Origin of the sequence: Bacteroides sp. MSSM.1001136sp1_RTP21357st2_D2_RTP21359_211015 (genome assembly GCF_040913205.1) — a bacterium.
In the GTDB taxonomy this organism is placed as follows: Bacteria; Bacteroidota; Bacteroidia; order Bacteroidales; family Bacteroidaceae; genus Bacteroides; species Bacteroides ovatus.
This window is the reverse complement of sequence record NZ_JBDFVF010000019.1, coordinates 1-18,329: the sequence shown is the minus strand read 5'-3', so window position 1 is coordinate 18,329 and position 18,329 is coordinate 1. Positions and strand designations below refer to the sequence as shown.

16 protein-coding genes and 1 riboswitch are annotated in these 18,329 nt (G+C 41.3%); of the genes, 4 read left to right on the top strand and 12 right to left on the bottom strand.

Annotation, left to right across the window (positions count from 1 at the left end):
• Positions 1 to 4 precede the first annotated feature (4 nt).
• From AB5217_RS13240 to AB5217_RS13220, 5 genes are all read right to left on the bottom strand, one after another.
• Positions 5 to 1,282 carry an STM4012 family radical SAM protein gene (locus AB5217_RS13240; protein ID WP_032846573.1) on the bottom strand — a complete coding sequence of 426 codons (1,278 nt, stop codon included), beginning with the start codon at positions 1,280 to 1,282 and terminating at the stop codon, positions 5 to 7.
• On the bottom strand, positions 1,279 to 2,133 hold the full coding sequence (locus tag AB5217_RS13235; RefSeq protein WP_004304043.1) for an STM4013/SEN3800 family hydrolase: 855 nt from the start codon (positions 2,131 to 2,133) through the stop codon (positions 1,279 to 1,281). The genes AB5217_RS13240 and AB5217_RS13235 overlap by 4 nt, the downstream gene beginning before the upstream one ends.
• A complete protein-coding gene (locus AB5217_RS13230; protein ID WP_032846575.1) occupies positions 2,120 to 3,130 on the bottom strand; it encodes an STM4014 family protein in 1,011 nt (336 codons plus the stop codon). Before AB5217_RS13230 ends, AB5217_RS13235 begins: the two co-directional genes overlap by 14 nt.
• A 3-nt stretch (positions 3,131 to 3,133) precedes the next feature.
• Entirely contained in the window at positions 3,134 to 4,207 is a 1,074-nt protein-coding gene (locus tag AB5217_RS13225; protein ID WP_032846577.1) for an STM4015 family protein, read from the bottom strand.
• 201 nt (positions 4,208 to 4,408) lie between these two features.
• Positions 4,409 to 5,545 (bottom strand): OmpA family protein, encoded by a 1,137-nt coding sequence (locus tag AB5217_RS13220; protein WP_008774604.1) that lies wholly within the window; start codon positions 5,543 to 5,545, stop codon positions 4,409 to 4,411.
• Between the two features lie 430 nt (positions 5,546 to 5,975).
• A riboswitch (cobalamin riboswitch) is annotated at positions 5,976 to 6,197 on the top strand.
• 129 nt (positions 6,198 to 6,326) lie between these two features.
• Between AB5217_RS13220 and nrdD the strand changes: the two genes are divergently transcribed.
• Positions 6,327 to 8,420 carry an anaerobic ribonucleoside-triphosphate reductase gene (nrdD, locus tag AB5217_RS13215; protein ID WP_004297063.1) on the top strand — a complete coding sequence of 698 codons (2,094 nt, stop codon included), beginning with the start codon at positions 6,327 to 6,329 and terminating at the stop codon, positions 8,418 to 8,420.
• The gene (gene nrdG / locus AB5217_RS13210; protein ID WP_004297064.1) at positions 8,404 to 8,889 is read left to right on the top strand and encodes an anaerobic ribonucleoside-triphosphate reductase activating protein; all 486 of its coding nucleotides are present in this window, start codon (positions 8,404 to 8,406) and stop codon (positions 8,887 to 8,889) included. The genes nrdD and nrdG overlap by 17 nt, the downstream gene beginning before the upstream one ends.
• Positions 8,890 to 8,968: 79 nt before the next feature.
• Here nrdG and AB5217_RS13205 read toward each other — a convergent pair whose 3' ends face one another.
• From AB5217_RS13205 to AB5217_RS13180, 6 genes are all read right to left on the bottom strand, one after another.
• Positions 8,969 to 10,129, bottom strand: a complete 1,161-nt coding sequence (locus tag AB5217_RS13205) for a MalY/PatB family protein (RefSeq protein ID WP_115484059.1) — start codon at positions 10,127 to 10,129, stop codon at positions 8,969 to 8,971.
• Positions 10,130 to 10,132: 3 nt separating this feature from the next.
• Positions 10,133 to 10,996, bottom strand: a complete 864-nt coding sequence (locus AB5217_RS13200) for a DUF3737 family protein (RefSeq protein ID WP_004309705.1) — start codon at positions 10,994 to 10,996, stop codon at positions 10,133 to 10,135.
• 11 nt (positions 10,997 to 11,007) lie between these two features.
• Positions 11,008 to 11,559, bottom strand: coding sequence for a cyclophilin-like fold protein (locus AB5217_RS13195; RefSeq protein WP_032849003.1), 552 nt, complete (start codon positions 11,557 to 11,559; stop codon positions 11,008 to 11,010).
• A gap of 17 nt (positions 11,560 to 11,576) precedes the next feature.
• Positions 11,577 to 12,608 carry an alpha/beta hydrolase gene (locus AB5217_RS13190; RefSeq protein ID WP_004326669.1) on the bottom strand — a complete coding sequence of 344 codons (1,032 nt, stop codon included), beginning with the start codon at positions 12,606 to 12,608 and terminating at the stop codon, positions 11,577 to 11,579.
• Positions 12,609 to 12,737: 129 nt separating this feature from the next.
• The gene (locus AB5217_RS13185; protein WP_032844246.1) at positions 12,738 to 13,943 is read right to left on the bottom strand and encodes an MFS transporter; all 1,206 of its coding nucleotides are present in this window, start codon (positions 13,941 to 13,943) and stop codon (positions 12,738 to 12,740) included.
• Between the two features lie 16 nt (positions 13,944 to 13,959).
• A complete protein-coding gene (locus tag AB5217_RS13180) occupies positions 13,960 to 14,655 on the bottom strand; it encodes a flavodoxin family protein (protein ID WP_050486389.1) in 696 nt (231 codons plus the stop codon).
• 190 nt (positions 14,656 to 14,845) lie between these two features.
• Here AB5217_RS13180 and AB5217_RS13175 point away from each other — a divergent pair, with 190 nt between their 5' ends.
• Both AB5217_RS13175 and AB5217_RS13170 read left to right on the top strand, forming a co-directional pair.
• The gene (locus AB5217_RS13175; protein ID WP_004297072.1) at positions 14,846 to 15,751 is read left to right on the top strand and encodes a helix-turn-helix domain-containing protein; all 906 of its coding nucleotides are present in this window, start codon (positions 14,846 to 14,848) and stop codon (positions 15,749 to 15,751) included.
• 141 nt (positions 15,752 to 15,892) lie between these two features.
• Complete coding sequence (locus AB5217_RS13170) at positions 15,893 to 17,650, top strand: 1-deoxy-D-xylulose-5-phosphate synthase (RefSeq protein ID WP_032844247.1); 1,758 nt, start codon at positions 15,893 to 15,895, stop codon at positions 17,648 to 17,650.
• Positions 17,651 to 17,824: 174 nt separating this feature from the next.
• On the opposite strand, the gene AB5217_RS13165 is transcribed toward AB5217_RS13170, so the two are convergent.
• The coding region (locus AB5217_RS13165; protein WP_368117367.1) for a helix-turn-helix domain-containing protein at positions 17,825 to 18,329 on the bottom strand (505 nt) is incomplete at its 5' end.

Genomic DNA, 18,329 nt, shown 5'->3' with positions numbered 1-18,329 from the left:
TCGTTCAATAAGAATAAGTTTCCATCAGTTCTCTTATTTCAGGAGTAATGAACAACTGACCAATATAATCGGAGTATGCCATTCCGTCGGAAGTCAGACAAACACGACCGTTATCCGTATTTTCTATCCATTGCCGTTCAGCTAACTGTCGGAACAACATCACATTATCCGGTGATTCTCCAAAGCGACGCTTATATTCGGCCTTATCAAGCCCCATATAATACATCAGATTTTTAATGATGAAACGTTGTCGCCGTTCTTCCTGAGAAAGAATAAATCCATTACGAGCCACTGTAAAATCAGTAGTGCCCATATAATCATCTATCTCTCCGGCAATACAACGCTGGCAAACAGTATACCGGGTGGCATAATGCAAATTACCCAGGTAACTGCGTCCGCCGGAGCCACACGACAGCATCACTTCATCCCCACATGAGATTTCCGCATCAGTAGACGGATGATGAATAAAACGTCGCATCGAAGTTTGTAGAAAGCCTCTGTCTTTCAACAAATCACAAGCGGCACAATACATCTGAAAACAGACATCATCGGATTCCCGCTCTGTGATAGCCGTTCCCGGTCGCACATATAGCGGATAGATAAAGAGTTCGTTAGGCTGAAACAGAAGAGCCTGTTCCAATGAATAAAGAAAGCTGGCCACAGTTTGTCTTCTGATTCCGTAAATCAAATCAATATTAAAAAACGGGAATTGTCTCTTCCGAATAGCCTCCAGCGCCTGATTAATCATGTCTCGCCGGGGACGTCTTTTCAAAGCAGTTAAATCTTCGTCAAGGAAACTCTGTACGCCAATACTCACACGAGCCACTCCTGCTTGCTTCAATAAGTCCAAACGGGCAGGATCGGCATATTCCGGCGATGTTTCTACGGAAGTAAAGGTATGTGAAGGATGCACTCCGAATAAGGCAGCTGTATCCAGTAAGTATTCCAGTTGAGGAACAGTGAGGAGCAACGGTGTGCCTCCTCCAATGGCGAAACTATCAAATGCCAGTCCGGTAGTGAGTGGAGACAACTGTTGCGCCTGCTTGTGAAGAGTTTCCAAATAAGTTGCGATATAATCCGCACGATTTGTTTGCAGAGAAAACAGGTTGCAATATCCACATTTATGACTACAAAAAGGAATATGGAAATAAAGCGATGCTTTCTGTCCTTCCACCTGTTTCAGGTAAGGAACCAGCGAAACCGGGGACGGAAAAGAACGATAAGCAGTTTTATGTGGATAACTATACATATAGTCTACATATCGTGGTAGCGGTTGATTCATTTTTTCGTTAAAATAAAGTGTTTGTAAGGGACTGTATAAACCGTTTCGTGAGATATGCAATGATATTCATATCCATCCTCTCCATAGCAAGTGCCATGATCGGAAAGAGCAATCACCAGCGTATTTCCCCGCTTCTGAAAGGCCTGAAATAAACGGGGTAGCTGACTGTCGACATATTGCAGCGCGGCAGCGTGTGATTCCTTATCATCCTTCATTTTGCCTTCCACATAATGACAGTTCGGATAATGAATAGCAGAAAAATTGATATACATAAAAATCCGTTTGTCCTCCGGATAGTTTTCGAGTTTCTTCAATGCAAAATCAATTTGTTTTTCAGTACTATCGGGTGCCGTGCATCCAAAGGTCGGCAGCCAATAACTTTTAGTAAAGTAACCGGGAAACACACGCCCCAGTTCATTACGCTTGCTGAAGAAGTTCACCCCTCCTATACAAATCGTTTCATAACCTACATTGGCAAGGCTTTGCACAAAAGTTGCTTCCGTAAACGGATAACTTCCCGCAGGCGGAATACGTCCCGTACCAGCTTGCACAGGGAAAAACAACCACTTACGGCTGCGTAGCGAATGAGGTTCCGCCGGAGAAGGCAGAAATCCTGCAAAGATGGCAAAATGAGACGGGTAAGTAAAATTTCCCGGCGCATGTCTTTTTTCCCATTCTCCTCCGTGACTGTTCAGTACCGGTGTTCTTCCTGCCTCTTCTTCCTCCTTGCTGACATCATAACGCAAGGTATCAAAGCAAAGCATCAATATATCATGAGTACCCACCACCTGATTCATATCCAGATCCGGATTTTGGGTCTGTTCGCCAGCCGGCAGTTCATCTATTTGCATGGTTATATCTCTTTTTTATGTTTTTTATCTGTTGAATATAAATAGAATTATGAGCAAACATATCCTGATACACATGATCTCCCTGTCCGTTGACTTCTATTATATAAGGAATATCTGTTCCTCTCTCTATCAGTACATCCACTCCGGCATACTGCAAATCCAAAGATTGAACCGCTTCCTGACACTGAAAATAGATTTGTTGCCGCACTACTTCCGGCAAAGACAATTCGTTCCACCAATGTGCCTTATTGTTCAGATGCAGATTGGTTATGCTTCCTTTACTGCATCTCACAACGATATAATCAATTTCAGATTCCCGGCACACTACCCGGAGATCATAATTCTCTCCCTGCAACTGCTCTTTAGGAATCCATTCTTCTAAAATAGCTTCTGTTTGCATCACCGCTTCCGCCAACGGGATCATCTCTTTTTCCGTACTCAAACGGTGGATACGTTTGGTGTTATGAATGACTCCATCCACTTGTTGCAAGGTAGTATAGACTACCCATTTATTCCGGTTGGGTTGATAGCGAACAGCCATAACGCCTCCCGCCCCCGAACCGTAACGGGGTTTTAAAAAGCATCCTCTCCCGCAACCGGTAAGAAGCTCTCTCAACTCATCAAAAGAACGGGGAGAAGGTAACATCGGAGTCACTTTCAACCCTCTGTCCATCAACACTTGTTTAGTTTCCTTTTTATCAAGAGCACGTAATAAAGCATGGGGAGTATTCAAAAAGCACACGTCATCAGATAACCTCATCTCGCCTAAACGTTGCAGTGTCTCCTTATATGCCTGATTCAACAGCGCATATTTCAGGAAATTCGTTTCATCGCTTACACAAGGTTCCAGTTTGATAACTGCCTGCCGTAGTTGCGGCAAGCAGTTAAAAAGTTCCCCGTAAGTCATAAAACGAACTTCCACCTGCAAGTGTTTGCCTGCTTCAATAAAGTATTCTATACGTTTGGACAGAGAGTTGCTGACAACGATTATCTGCATCTCCTATTCTGTAATCATCGGGTAATACCACAATTCACCATCATATTCATCTGCCTCTTCAGTTTCAGCAATATCTATTTTCATAGGGAGACTCTGCAACTGTTTCTTCATCTCCTTGCTCAAATAATTATAGCGCATATTGATAAACTTCAAATGAGCGATCTTATCCATATTATCCAGCAATAATTGGGCACCTTCATCTTTGAGAGTACCAGCCGAAACATCCATTGTTTCAAGTTGGGGAAGAATATCTGACTCCAGGAACATTTCTACAATCTTGTCCTGTTCTTCAGAGTTGACGATCCCCAGATAAGTCAGCTTCGGGAAACGTTCTTTGGAGAACAACGGACGGAATATCTCAATATCAGCTTCAAATCCATAATCTTCCACACCAACATATAGAATCAGTTTTTCCAGATTGGGGAAATCAGAACCAAAAATATCTTCTACCACTTCGGTAGGCAGGCCACCACTGATAATTTCGAGTGACCGCAACTCCGGCCGTGAAGTCTTTCCCAAACGCAGATTATTGGTTCCTTTGATTTTCAGATCTTTCAATTTAGGCATGGCATCGAGCAGCGGACTAATATCAGCTTGTTCAATCCATGAAATCTCCTGTTCTTCCTGCTCAATATCTCCCCAGAACAAGCCTTCTATTTGTGCGAACTTCTCCTTATTTTCAATCATTCCCTGTAATAAGGCAGAACAGTCGCCACCCTCATAATCCCAACAACCGATTGTTATTTGTTTATATTCAGAGAGATGTTTATCTTTCAATATCTTATCCAGAAGATTCACATTGTTTTCATACTCATCATAACTCAAAGTATATTTCTTGGCTTCCACTTTCATTTCACGTGCAGTTTCTTCAGCAGTTTCTACATACCCTTTTTTGGTCTTTTCCGCAATCAGTTTGCTGGCTGCTTTTTCAGCTTCTTCAGTCGTTGCGTAGTTTTTCACTTGTGTTTGTCCGTCGGTCCCCAACTTACCATAATTTACAGTAATATCTGTTCCGACTACCTCTATGCTCCAGAATTTCTGCGATTTAAAATCTTGAAAAACGAATACTCTCTTCATAATACAGTTTTTAATGGTTGATATTTGCACACTCAACACAGAACGCGCATGAACAATACCTGCAAAAATAACCATTTTATGTAATGTACAAAGAAATCTGTTTACTAAACTTTCAGAGTATTCAAAAATACAACCCAAGATATGCAACAAAGGCTGCCTTTTGGGGCAGCCTTCATTATTCTATTTCTGTAATATATCAGTTTAATCTTCAATAGTACATATACTTACACGGTTCCAATCCGGTTCAGTAAACATATCGCCTACACCCTGACCTTCAGCAGTGATACGAGATGCACTGATTTTATACTTGTTGACCAAGATCGTTTTTACAGCTTCTGCACGTGCTGCGGCAATTCTGGCATTCACTTCAACACTACCTTCCGGAGAAGCGTATCCCTTAATAACCACTTTAGAATCAGCATATTTCTTCAGGTAAGAAGCTACACGTTCCACATTAGGAAGTTGTGAAGCGTCAACTGACGATTTACCTTGTCTGAAAGTAATGATAGATTCGGGTACACGGGCGGTTTTCACTACAGTCTCCACCGGAACCACTTTTGTGCGGCATGCTTCAAGTTCTTCCTGCAATCCGTTGATACGTTGGTTTGCATTGCTGATCTCACCATCTTTGTTGTTTACATCTGCACGAAGTGCATTGATTGAAGAGTTCAGTCCGTCAATTTCGGCTTGATTATATACTCTCACTTTGGCAAAATGATGTGTTCCGTTACTTGTCTTAAAGTGATATGTCAATCCGGCTGTCAACTCAAAACCTGCGTTATTAGCATTGAAACGGCTCTTTGTTTCAGGGTAAGTACCTTGCATATCATACACAATGGCAGGTTTGATTCCTAATGTCCATGCTTTACTTTCACCCAAGTTGAAATTGAAATTCAATCCCAAACGCGTAGACCAGGAGTTCTGATCGCCATCGCCATTCACATAATAATGTAACCAACCCATTCCGGCCACAGCTTCCACTTCAAACAAACGAGGTTCGCCCGTGTAACTTGCAAATAGATTCATCAAATTGACTTTACCCAATACGCTGACATCCGAAGCATCGAAAGCCGTTTTACTGGATGTGGTATTGATATATCCCATTCCTTGGAATCCCAAACCGAAGATAGGAGTTAATTGCTTTGAGACTCCCACTCCAAAAGTGGGACGCATACCTTTAAAGAAAGCACTGTGAGTAAGGGGAGTAACTCCACCGGCATTTACTCCGACAGACCAATTATCTGTAAGTTTGGTACCTTCTACAACTGATTGGGCATTTGCTACTGTAAAGCCACCCAATATAAAAGCTAATAAAATAATAGATTTTCTCATATTCATAAGTTTTAAATGTAATGTTTTATCTGCTAAATCATTAGAAATGTATTGTTTGTTCATGTCTAACTTTCTAGTTCATTTTTTAATTCGTTATTCACTTTAAACAACATATCATATCAAAAATTAGTTCGCAAGCCATGAGCCCTATTAACATCTATTATGCTTTCGAAAAATCTAAAATATGGAAACATCAATGCAAACGCCTCATTCCCTGAAGAGAAAGGGATCCCAACATCGCTAACCATTATGCATCTTGTTTCATTATTCTACACTTTCATTCATCCATCAGGCAGGAAATACATAAACCGGACTCTACTAAAATGCGAAGAATAGAACATAAACGGAAAGTTATCAGGTTGTTAATGCCATATATCGTTCTGATAAAGAGCGAATATTTTTCTTCCTTTTCAATTGGAATCTTGATTTAATTTCTAACTTTGCCGCCAACATCGGTTTCCGGAATGGCATTATCACCAGACGGAATTAAAAGGGAATCCAGTGAAAATCCGGAACTATCCCCGTAGCTGTAAGTTTTATCTCTCTCATAAAAAAGAGAAATGTTATGGCATTCATTTGCCACTGATTCATGAAACGGATCGGGAAGGCGCCACAACAAAAACAAGTCAGAAGACCTGCCGATAAAATTTCCGTTATTCCAGGCTTTCGGGTGAAAGGCAATAGAACGAATCGTACAGGTCCATTTTATTACAAGTCTCCAGAAATTGTCGTGCATGAATAACTATGTAGGCACTAAATCTATTTTGTTAATTCTTAAAATATAGGTATGATTAGTTCGGAGATATTCATTATCAAAAGAGACGGGAAAAAAGAAGCTTTTTCCCTCGACAAAATCAAAAATGCCATATCCAAGGCATTTTTATCAGTAGGTAGTTTTGCTACACAAGATGTGATAACCAATGTGTTAAGCCGTGTCAGTATCAGTGACGGAACAAACGTAGAGGAAATCCAAAACCAGGTGGAAGTCGCCTTGATGGCAGAACATTATTACAGCGTGGCCAAAGCGTATATGCTGTATCGTCAAAAACATTTGGAAGACCGTGAAGTCAGAGACAAACTTAAATTCCTCATGGATTATTGCGATGCTTCCAACCCTGCCAGCGGTAGCAAGTACGATGCCAACGCCAATGTGGAAAATAAGAATATCGCCACACTGATAGGAGAACTGCCCAAATCCAATTTCATCCGCCTCAACCGCCGCCTGCTGACAGACCGTTTGAGGGATATGTATGGTAAAGAGGCTTCCGACCGTTATTTGGAACTCCTGAATCATCACTTCATCTACAAAAATGATGAAACCAATCTGGCGAACTACTGTGCCAGTATTACCATGTATCCCTGGCTGATAGCAGGAACAACAGCAGTAGGAGGCAATTCTACCGCCCCGACCAATCTGAAATCCTTCTGCGGAGGATTTATCAACATGGTATTTATCGTATCCAGTATGCTAAGCGGCGCATGTGCCACTCCTGAATTCCTGATGTACATGAACTATTTCATTGGTTTGGAATACGGACAGGACTATTATAAACATCCGGATAAACTGGCAGACTTGTCTCTGAAACAAAGATCGATCGATAAAATCATCACAGACTGTTTCGAGCAAATCGTATATTCCATCAACCAGCCTACGGGTGCCCGCAATTTCCAAGCAGTTTTCTGGAATGTGGCTTATTATGACAAGTATTATTTCAATAGCCTTTTCGAGCACTTTGTTTTCCCCGACGGAAGCAAACCCGACTGGGATTCGCTTAGCTGGTTGCAGAAGCGTTTTATGAAATGGTTTAATAAGGAGCGTACACGCACCGTTCTGACATTCCCTGTAGAGACAATGGCACTCCTGACCAAAGACGGCGATGTACTGGATAAGGAATATGGCGACTTCACCGCTGAAATGTATGCCGAAGGACATTCATTCTTCACCTATATGAGTGACAATGCCGACTCTTTGAGTAGCTGCTGCCGTCTGCGTAATGAAATACAGGACAATGGCTTTAGCTATACATTGGGAGCCGGAGGAGTCTCTACCGGTTCGAAGAGCGTGTTGACCATCAATCTGAACCGTTGTATACAGCATGCTGTAAAATCAGGTATTCTCTACCCTTTCTTCCTGGAAGAAGTAGTAGACTTGGTTCACAAAGTACAGCTTGCCTATAATGAGAACCTGAAATTATTGCAGGCAAAGGGTATGTTACCTTTGTTTGATGCGGGTTATATCAATATGAGCCGCCAATATCTGACTATCGGCGTGAACGGACTGGTGGAAGCAGCCCAATTTATGGGAATCGACATCAACGACAATCCGAAATACGAGGCTTTTGTGCAGGAGATTCTCGGCATGATTGAGAAATACAATAAGAAATATCGTACCAAAGAAGTACTTTTCAACTGCGAAATGATTCCTGCCGAAAATGTGGGTGTGAAACACGCAAAATGGGACAAGGAAGCCGGATTCCAGACTTACCGCGAATGTTACAACAGCTATTTCTATATTGTAGAAGACAAATCGCTGAACATTGTCGATAAATTCCGCCTGCACGGGCATCGTTATATCGAGCATCTGACGGGTGGTTCGGCTTTGCACATGAATCTGGAAGAGCATCTTAGCAAAGAGCAATACCGGCAGTTGCTTCGTGTTGCCGCTACCGAAGGTTGCAACTACTTCACATTCAATATTCCGAATACAGTATGTAACAAATGCCATCATATCGACAAACGGTATTTGCATGAATGTCCCGAATGTCACAGCGAGAATGTGGATTATCTGACCCGCGTCATCGGATATATGAAGCGTATCAGCAATTTCTCCCAAGCACGGCAAAAGGAGGCCGATTTAAGATATTATGCTCCGGTACGCTGATTATGATATTGTTTTTCAGGAGATACCGGATGAGGTGACATTAGCCATCAACCTCTCCAACTGCCCCAACCATTGTAAAGGGTGCCACAGTGCATATCTGATGGAAGACGTAGGAGAACCATTGACGGAAGAAAGTCTTTCTACCCTGCTCGGTAAATATGGAAAAGCGATCACCTGTGTCTGTTTCATGGGCGGTGATGCTTCACCCGCAGAAGTGGAACAATTAGCTGCTTTTTTACACAAGCAGACCATCACTCCGGTAAAAGTCGGATGGTACTCCGGGAAGAGCAAGCTGCCGGAGCACTTTGATGTATCTCATTTCCAATATATAAAGTTAGGACCTTACATCGAGTCTCTGGGAGGATTAAAATCTGAAACGACCAATCAACGGTTGTACCACATAGAAAATGGAATAATGGAGGATATAACTTATCGTTTTCTCCCCCATCATTCCAAAAAGATTTCTTAATAAGAGAAACGCTCAAACGGAGTATGTTATATTTACCGTTTGAGCGTTCTTTTTTCTAACTACTTCTTTTCATTCGTATTTATGATTTCAGTACCCGCTTCAATCTGTTTAATCCTTCTATCAACCGCTGTCGCGGACACGCAATATTGATACGGATAAACCCTTCACCAGTCTCTCCATACAGACTGCCTTCGTTCACCCAAAGTTTTTCTTTCTTCAACAAGTCTTTTACTATTTCTGCTGACGTTTGATTCAAGACCGAGCAATCCACCCAAACCAGATATGTACCTTCCAACATCATTACGGGAAATTCCGGAAGATATTCATCAAAATAACCTTTTAAATAGATGTAATTCGCAAACAAATAGATTTTAAGTTCTTCCAGCCATTCTTCGCCCTCATTGTAAGCAGCCATCAACGCCTCCACTCCGAAAGGATTCACATCACAAACTTCATTTATATTAATCGCTTTATCTATTCTCACCCGTACATTTGCATCTGCAGAAATAATATTGGCTATCTGAAGCCCTGCCAGATTAAAAGCCTTGCTAGGCGAAACAAAGGTTACCGAATTCATAAGAAACTCTTCTGATATAGAAGCGAAAGGAGTATATTCATGCCCCAGAAAAACCAATTCACAATGAATTTCATCAGCAACCACAAACACATTATTCCGAATACAAATCTCACCTATCCGCCTTAACTCTTGTTTGCTCCACACTCTTCCGGCAGGATTGTGCGGATTACATAACAACAGAAGTTTGACCTTCGGGTCTGAAGCTTTCCGCTCCAAATCATCAAAGTCAATCTGATAGCCCCTGTTTCTATATACCAAAGGATTGGCAATCATCTCGCATCCGTTATTACGGATAGAGGAGAAAAAACAGTTATATACAGGTGTCTGCACCATTACTTTATCTCCGGACAGTGTCAACGCTTTAATAACAGCAGATATTGCCGGCACAACACCGGTGGTGTAAATAATCCACTCTTTTTCTATCCGCCAGGCATGTCGTCGAACAAACCAATTTACAACTGCCTCGTAGTATACATCAGGTACACGTACATAACCGAAAATCCCATGTTCCACCCGTTTCTTCAGTGCCTCCACGACAGGGGGAGCCGTACGGAAATCCATATCAGCTACCCACATCGGCAATACATCCGCATCTTCAGCCGAATCCCATTTATAAGAATTCGTTCCTCTGCGTGGAATAATTTCATCGAAATTATACTTCATATTTCAATTAAAACAGGTTAGATCGTCCCAAAGTTTCAATTCGCAATTTGCTGGTGATTTAATATTTTCGTCCAAAATGATTGCTCCGAAACTTTCGGCAACAATACTTCCCGTACGAGGATTTTTTACGCTATGAACGGGACTTTTAATCGTTGCCTTCACACTACTGTGTTCAAAAGCAAGGTCAGCATCTTCTGCCATCGTACAATTTTCCATCACCAAATCATGTGCGTAGCAAAGCGGTTGAGTCCCCGAAATCCTGCAATTTACCAAACGTAAGTTTTTAGAATGCCATCCCAGATATTCTCCGTTCAACTCGGAATCATAGACTGTTACATTTTCCGTATTCCAGAAAGCATCTTTGGAGTTGATAACTGCATTATGGATTTCTACATTCTTGCAATATTGGAACGAATAGTTCCCGTTTTGGGCATAGTTTTGTATCTTAATATTCTCACTGTGTATAAAAAGGTAATCCGCTTTATCAATCTGTACGTTCTTCAGCTCTATATTACGACAATACCAAAACGTTTCCAAAGCATTAGGCAACTGCACGTTTTCGAGTTTTATTCCGTCCATTTCACGGAACATCTTCGGTGCTTCTACCAAGGTATCTGCCATTTGCAGACTTTGAGAGTACCATAGAGCAGCACGGGCTCCCTCTGTAAAGAGACAGTTTTTCACAATGAATCCGTTGGTATGCCAAAAAGGATATTTTCCTTCAAAGCGACAGTTGATTGCTATAATATTACTACATTCTTTCAATGCAGATTCACCGGCGTGAATTGTTACATCTTCCAGTTGAAGGTCGTGGGTCGCGAACAGAGGACGTTCGCCTCCATATTCTTTATTTCTTATTTGTTCCATTAGTTTATTCTTTAATCTGTTATTTCAAAAGTTACATTTACGCCTCCTGAACCAAGGGCGGAGGCCAGTCCTGAAGGATTTGTTATACGTCCTAAACGGGTATAATTATATGAAGTGGAAAAGGTTTCATAAAATAGTACCACACAAGTGGAACCGTAAAGCATCAAGTCACCTGTCCGAATAGTCCCGGGATTGGACGACGCTGTCGGCAAACCCTTCGACAGATAATAATATTTTTCATTACCATGCAGTTCGGACATATCCACTGTCATAGGGAGTAGTCTCTTAAATGCTTTCGCTGTCTCATTATTGTCCAATGTGGCATTGAATGAAACAGGTCCGATTGTTATTTTAAGATTATTGCTCACTGGGGTATCATCGTTATTGTCGTCATTATCATCGGGATTATTACCATTATTGTTACTGCCATTATCACCGGAACCAGAACCATTACCCGGAGTCACTTGTTGACCTGTTCCCTGTATAGGTTCATCTTCGCTACATGATGCGGAACCGACCGATAATGTCAGCATAGTAAGAATTGCTATTATATAGTATCTCATATTTATAGTATTAAAACTTATTTCTTTAGATATTCCTTAAAGAAGGATTCCAGTTTATTAAATGGAATAAGGCTCACACGATCGTAAAGATCTACGTGTCCGGCACCGGGTACTATATACAGTTCTTTAGGTTCGGCGGCCAATCGGTAGGCGTCTTCACTAAATTCACGTGAGTGGGCATTTTCACCGGTGATGAAAAGCATAGGGCGGGGTGAAATAGTCTCAATATCTTCGAAAGGATAGAAATTCATAAATTTCACATTGCTTGAAAGTGTAGGATGAGTGGTGGTCATAGGAGTTGCTCCGTCGGGGGTAAATTCTCCTCTTTGTGTACGGTAGAACTCATAGAACTCCCGTTCAATCGGACTGGACTTTTCTGTCAGTTGATGTACAGTGCCACCGGTATATTTAGTTTCTCCACCTAAAAATTCAGCATAACGCTGTTCTGCCGCTTCAGCCATTATTTGCTTTCTCTGTTCCAATGTCAATGAGTGTTTTAACCCGTTACGGCTAGCCGTACCCATATTGTACATACTGATTGTCGCAATGGCTTTAAGGCGAGGGTCTATTTTCGCTGCACTGATAGCAAAACTTCCACTACCGCAAATACCGATTACTCCAATTAGATTCCGGTCAACAAACGGACGGGTACCTAAAAAATCAACTGCGGCACTAAAGTCTTCCGCATAAACTTCCGGCAGAACAGCATTACGCGGCTCGCCTTCACTCCCACCCCAAAAAGACAGGTCTATGGAGAGTGTTACAAAACCCCGTTCGGCCATTTTCGTTGCGTAAAGGTTCGCGCTCTGTTCCTTGACAGCTCCCATTGGATGTCCGACAATGATTGCAGGATATTTGTCCCCTTCTTTCATATTCTTAGGCAGAAACAAATTTCCGGCTACCTTCATTTTATACTGGTTGGAAAAAGAAACTTTCTCCACACTTACCAAATCACTTTTATAAAAGTTATCCGCATCTGTCTGTGCAGAAGAAAAACTAGTTCCAAGCATCATCATAAATACAGTTGTTAATAATAAAATTCGTTTCATATCTCTTATTTTTAATTATTAAAGAATTGATTGTCTACTTTCTACATTGCAAAAATACGATGAAAGAAAGAGACCGTTTGTAGATGAATTACTGACATAATAACCCCAATTACGGATTATATTTTTTTATTATTCTGTTACAATATTGATATTAGCCTGCTTCCGGATATGTGCTACGCGAACCCGCAGATAAACGAATACAATACTCGCAATCAGGAAAAGCAACGAGCCGAAAACAGAATATCGTGTGCCCATCTCTGTAATAAAAGCTCCGCATATAGCTGTGCCAATCGTCGTTCCTAAATTGGCTGAAGTCAGAAACATTCCATTGGCAAAGTCTGGAGCTTCGGGAGCGGCATCTGTTATCATATATTGCATATTATTACTTGCTATACCCGCCAATACGCCTAAAATAAGGATGACAATTACCATAGCTCCAATCCATTCTCCAACGATGAACAGACAGATATATGAAACCAATAATGCAAAAGGCATGAGGATAATTGAACGTTTGGCGTTTATTGATAGTAGTTTTCCCGCCATCACATTACCCACAATATTTGCCAAACCATATACGAGCAACACTGCACTTATCACATTATATGGGACCTCCGTTACTTTTTTCAGGTAATCCGACATATAGCTAAAGAATCCGAACATAGCTCCATTAATTAAGGTAACAGCAATAATTGAATACCACATCGTTGTTTTCTTCAATACGCTAAGCTGTGCACCATAAGATACTTTTTCTTTTACAGGCATGGAAGGGATAAACAGAATCGTAGCAACAAAGACTAATGCGTTTACAACAGTGAAAAACAACATCGCCATGGAAAACGAAACTTCGCTGGCAATAAAACTGGTCACCGGAACGCCCAGCACCATGCCGGCGGACACACCGACAAAGACTTTAGAAACAGCCTTGGGAGCCTGTTCCTTGCTGACAGACGCCGCGGCTACTGTAAAAGCCATAGAGACATATACCGGATGCAGGAAAGCGGGAAGTATCCGAGCAATCAACAATACTGTGAAATTAGAGGTGAACATGGATATTACATTACTTATTGTAAACAATCCCAATGCCAGCAACATTACTTTCTTCCGGTTAATCCCCGAAAATAATAAAGGCGTCACAGGGGCTGACGCAGCCACCACCAATGCAAAAACACTTACCGTCCAGCCGGCTTGAGGTACGGAAACATTAAAAGTTGTGGCTATCAAGGGCAGGATCCCCACTACTCCCATTTCGGTGTTTATAATTCCAAATACACCGACCGTAAGGATAAAGACGAGCAAACCGCCCGAATTGAGTTTTAATTTATTTTTTTGTTCCATAGTTACTATATGCTATTTATAATTCCAATCCCATTTTATAGGCGTTTTCAAGATGTACTTTATCAATCTGCCGTGCCAGTTTCTCGCATCCGGTACAACCGCCGGCACAATATAATCCCACTTCATTCCAACCTAACGCCTGATTGAGAAGACGAAAATATCGTATGGGCTGTTCGAAGGTCGTATCATTATCATCACCGGCTGTCATCAGCAATACCGAATCTTTTTGAGGATATTTATCATCGACAGAAATGGCATAAAGTCTATCAATGAACGATTTCAGCTTTGCTGTAATTGTCCAAAAGTAAAGAGGAGAAGCCATAACCACTGTATCACATTCCGCAAACAAAGGATATATATCCTGCATGCCGTCGCGAACAGCACACTGATGTGCAAGACGCTGGCACACTCCACATCCCCGGCACCCTTCTATCCGCATATTACCCAGATAAACCTTCGTCACAGAATGTCCGCGCTCTACCAATCCTTTAATGTATGCATCGGTCAGTCGGTCTGTATTGCCGCGTTTTGTGCCTGCACTCATTATTACAAGTATCTTTTTCATATTTCCCTGATGTATTTTATCGATTAGCGAAGGAAGCGAAGCGTCTGTCGTTTCTTTACTATTCAAACACCGATAAATAGTCGTACCACCTAATAGTACGCCTCCGGTTGTTAGTAACACGCTTTTCAAAAAATGCTTTCTATCCATATTCTCTCTTTTATTAATTTCCTCTGATTCATCAAGTTTTATTTAACATGGCAAAGGTCAGAAGAATATAAAGAAGCCGTTGTAGACGGATTACGGGTATGATAACCCCAATTACAGATTAGTCATTTCCCTACTATGAAAACAGAACATTTATCTGTATCTTTGTTACCGATTCCAAATACCAAAAGCCATGGATAAAGTTATAAAACTAGAGAATGTAAATCAGTATAACGAACTGTACGGACTGGAAACATTGCATCCTTTGGTTAGTGTCATCGACTTGACCAAAGCAACGAAAACAGTTAACCATATCCAGATGAACTATGGTCTTTATGCTCTTTTCCTAAAAGAGAGCAAGAGCTGTGACATTAAATATGGTCGTCAGTATTATGATTACCAAGAAGGAACCATTGTCTGTTTTGCCCCAGGTCAGACAGCCGGTGTGAGTACCATTGAAGATGAAATCAATCCGGCTGTTTATGGTATTATTTTCCATCCGGACCTGATTCGCGGCACCTCACTTGGAAAAGATATTAAGAAATATACTTTCTTCTCTTATGCAGTAAACGAGGCTTTACATCTTTCAGATCAGGAAAAGGAAATAGTCATGGATTGCCTGAAGAAAATCAGTATCGAACTTGAGCATGGTATCGATAAACATAGCAAAGCATTAATCGCCATGAATATCGAACTGTTACTGAACTACTGTATGCGTTTTTATGAACGGCAGTTTATCACCCGGAACAGTGCCAATAAAGATGCTCTTACAAAGTTTGAACAACTTCTGGATGAATATTTCCAAGATCAACTTCCCATACAAAACGGGTTACCTTCCGTGAAGTACTTTGCTGATAAAGTCTATCTCTCCCCCAACTACTTTGGTGATATGGTAAAAAAAGAAACAGGAAAAACTCCACAGGAACATATTCAGACCAAAGTAATCGAACTAGCCAAAGAACGTATTGTCGATACGGAAGAAACCGTCAGCCAGATAGCTTATTCGTTAGGATTCCAATACCCGCAACATCTCTGCAGATTATTCAAAAGACGCGTCGGATGCACGCCTAATGAATACAGAAATCAGGCTTTAGCATAAAAATATAGTCCCTCAAATAAGGGAACTGTAATATAGGTAAAACAATCCGTAATTCATATACAAACAGATTTCAAATCCTGCTGTATCTTTGCAGTGTCATAAAGAAATAAGTAAAAACATTATTTAGAAAAACTGTTTGATATGTATTTAGAAAATATTTATTCTCCTGCAGATGTTAAGAAACTGTCGGAAAAAGAGCTAAACGAATTAGGTGGAGAAATCCGTGCAGCACTCCTGCAAAAATTAAGTGAGCATGGCGGGCATTTCGGACCTAATTTCGGAATGGTGGAAGCAACGATTGCTTTACATTATGTATTCAATTCGCCCAAAGACAAAATTGTATTTGACGTATCGCACCAGAGTTATGTACACAAGATGCTGACCGGTCGTAAAGATGCGTTCCTTCATCCGGAAAAATACGACAACGTATCAGGTTATACCGAACCGCAAGAAAGTGAACATGACTTCTTCATCATTGGACATACTTCCACTTCTGTCAGTCTGGCCAGCGGATTGGCAAAGGGACGTGACCTTACAGGCGGCAATGAAAATATCATAGCCGTCATAGGGGATGGTTCTTTAAGCGGAGGTGAAGCTTTCGAAGGATTGGATTATGTAGCAGAGCTTGGTACTAACATGATTATTATTGTCAATGACAATCAGATGTCTATTGCCGAAAATCACGGTGGACTATATAAGAACCTGAAAGAATTGCGTGACAGCAACGGTCAGTGCGAATGTAACTTCTTCAAGGCTATGGGTCTGGATTATATATATGTAAATGACGGTAACGATGTACAGGCGTTGATTGAAGCATTCTCCAAAGTGAAAGATATTCAGCATCCGATAGTAGTACACATCAACACTTTGAAAGGTAAAGGTTATGAACGTGCCGAACAGGATAAAGAGACTTATCACTGGCGCACTCCATTCAATCCGGAAACCGGAGAAGCAAAAGTCAGTTATGAGGAAGAAGATTACAGCGAAGTAACCGCTCAATATCTGCTGAAAAAGATGGAAGAAGATTCTCGTGTGGTGACAATCACTTCGGGTACTCCTGCCGTTCTCGGATTCACTCCGGACCGCCGCAAGGAAGCTGGCAAACAGTTTGTAGATGTCGGCATTGCAGAAGAACACGCAGTAGCTCTTGCTTCGGGTATCGCAGCCAATGGCGGAAAACCTGTTTACGGAGTGTATAGTACATTTATCCAACGTTCATACGATCAACTTTCGCAAGACCTCTGTATCAATAATAACCCGGCTGTTTTGTTGGTATTCTGGGGAACACTGTCCGGAATGAATGATGTAACTCACCTCTGCTTCTTCGATATTCCGCTCATCAGCAATATTCCTAATATGGTTTATCTGGCACCGACTTGCAAAGAGGAATATCTTGCTATGCTAGAATGGAGTATCCGCCAAAATGAATACCCGGTTGCTATCCGTGTACCGGCAACAGATGTAATTACTTGTGGGGAACCGGTGGAGACTGATTATAGTGTTCTCAATCGCTATAAAGTGACGCATCGTGGATCAAAAGTAGCCATTCTTGCTTTAGGTTCGTTCTATGGATTGGGACAGTCGGTTGCATCACTTCTGAAAGAAAAAGCCAATATTGACGCAACACTCATCAATCCGCGTTACATCACCGGTGTAGACAACGAACTGATGGATGAACTGAAAGCAGATCACGAATTAGTGATTACGTTGGAAGACGGTGTATTGGATGGCGGTTTCGGTGAAAAGATTGCCCGTTATTATGGTGCTACAAACATGAAAGTTCTGAACTTTGGAGCTAAAAAAGAATTTGTTGACCGATATGATATACAGGAGTTTCTCCGTGCCAATCATCTGACGGATGAACAGATTGTAGAAGATATCACAGCAGTGATCGGTTAAAATCAAACCCATTCACTATATATTCAGGTAGGTTGATGTATACGGTCTTTAAGGACAGTTGAGTTGCATCAACCTACTTCCATTTTCATTCAAATCAGCCAACTTATTATTTAAATTCATTATATTCACTATTCAGTTCAGTAATTCCCCATTCAGTTCAGCAATCCTTTCCGTTCAAATCAATAATCCTTTCCGATAATTCAACGGGGTCTGTCCCGCATTTCTTTTAAAGAACTTACAAAAACCGGCTGCATCACTAAACCCCAGTTTAGCAGCAATCTCGCCAACCGTAAATTTGGTAGAACTCAATAAAGTACGCGCTTCCATTACTAACAATTCATTAATAAGGCTATTGATAGTCTTACCTGTTCCAAGACGTACAATGCGTGCCAGGTACTGTTCACTAATAGCCAGTTTATCCGCATAAAAGCTCACAAAATGTTCTTCCCTGAAATTACGGGTAACAAGTGCATGAAATTCTTGCAGAACGTGGTCTTTACGACTGATCTCTTTTTTGATAACGGTCTTTCGGGAAAGAAAATCTGCTATATCCAAAAACAGAGAATTGCACGCTGCCTGTATACGCCGGAAAAGGAAATGATGTTCAATATTCATCAGATGCATCAATACTTCCAGCTCCTTATGGATGATTTGAGCTTCATACTCTGTCAACTGAATC

Excerpts from the sequence above, each read along its gene's own strand:
- AB5217_RS13240 (WP_032846573.1), bottom strand. The coding sequence starts at position 1,282 with ATGAATCAACCGCTACCACGATATGTAGACTATATGTATAGTTATCCA.
- AB5217_RS13235 (WP_004304043.1), bottom strand. The coding sequence starts at position 2,133 with ATGCAAATAGATGAACTGCCGGCTGGCGAACAGACCCAAAATCCGGAT.
- AB5217_RS13230 (WP_032846575.1), bottom strand. The coding sequence starts at position 3,130 with ATGCAGATAATCGTTGTCAGCAACTCTCTGTCCAAACGTATAGAATAC.
- AB5217_RS13225 (WP_032846577.1), bottom strand. The coding sequence starts at position 4,207 with ATGAAGAGAGTATTCGTTTTTCAAGATTTTAAATCGCAGAAATTCTGG.
- AB5217_RS13220 (WP_008774604.1), bottom strand. The coding sequence starts at position 5,545 with ATGAATATGAGAAAATCTATTATTTTATTAGCTTTTATATTGGGTGGC.
- nrdD (WP_004297063.1), top strand. The coding sequence starts at position 6,327 with ATGATTAGTTCGGAGATATTCATTATCAAAAGAGACGGGAAAAAAGAA.
- nrdG (WP_004297064.1), top strand. The coding sequence starts at position 8,404 with ATGCTCCGGTACGCTGATTATGATATTGTTTTTCAGGAGATACCGGAT.
- AB5217_RS13205 (WP_115484059.1), bottom strand. The coding sequence starts at position 10,129 with ATGAAGTATAATTTCGATGAAATTATTCCACGCAGAGGAACGAATTCT.
- AB5217_RS13200 (WP_004309705.1), bottom strand. The coding sequence starts at position 10,996 with ATGGAACAAATAAGAAATAAAGAATATGGAGGCGAACGTCCTCTGTTC.
- AB5217_RS13195 (WP_032849003.1), bottom strand. The coding sequence starts at position 11,559 with ATGAGATACTATATAATAGCAATTCTTACTATGCTGACATTATCGGTC.
- AB5217_RS13190 (WP_004326669.1), bottom strand. The coding sequence starts at position 12,608 with ATGAAACGAATTTTATTATTAACAACTGTATTTATGATGATGCTTGGA.
- AB5217_RS13185 (WP_032844246.1), bottom strand. The coding sequence starts at position 13,943 with ATGGAACAAAAAAATAAATTAAAACTCAATTCGGGCGGTTTGCTCGTC.
- AB5217_RS13180 (WP_050486389.1), bottom strand. The coding sequence starts at position 14,655 with ATGGATAGAAAGCATTTTTTGAAAAGCGTGTTACTAACAACCGGAGGC.
- AB5217_RS13175 (WP_004297072.1), top strand. The coding sequence starts at position 14,846 with ATGGATAAAGTTATAAAACTAGAGAATGTAAATCAGTATAACGAACTG.
- AB5217_RS13170 (WP_032844247.1), top strand. The coding sequence starts at position 15,893 with ATGTATTTAGAAAATATTTATTCTCCTGCAGATGTTAAGAAACTGTCG.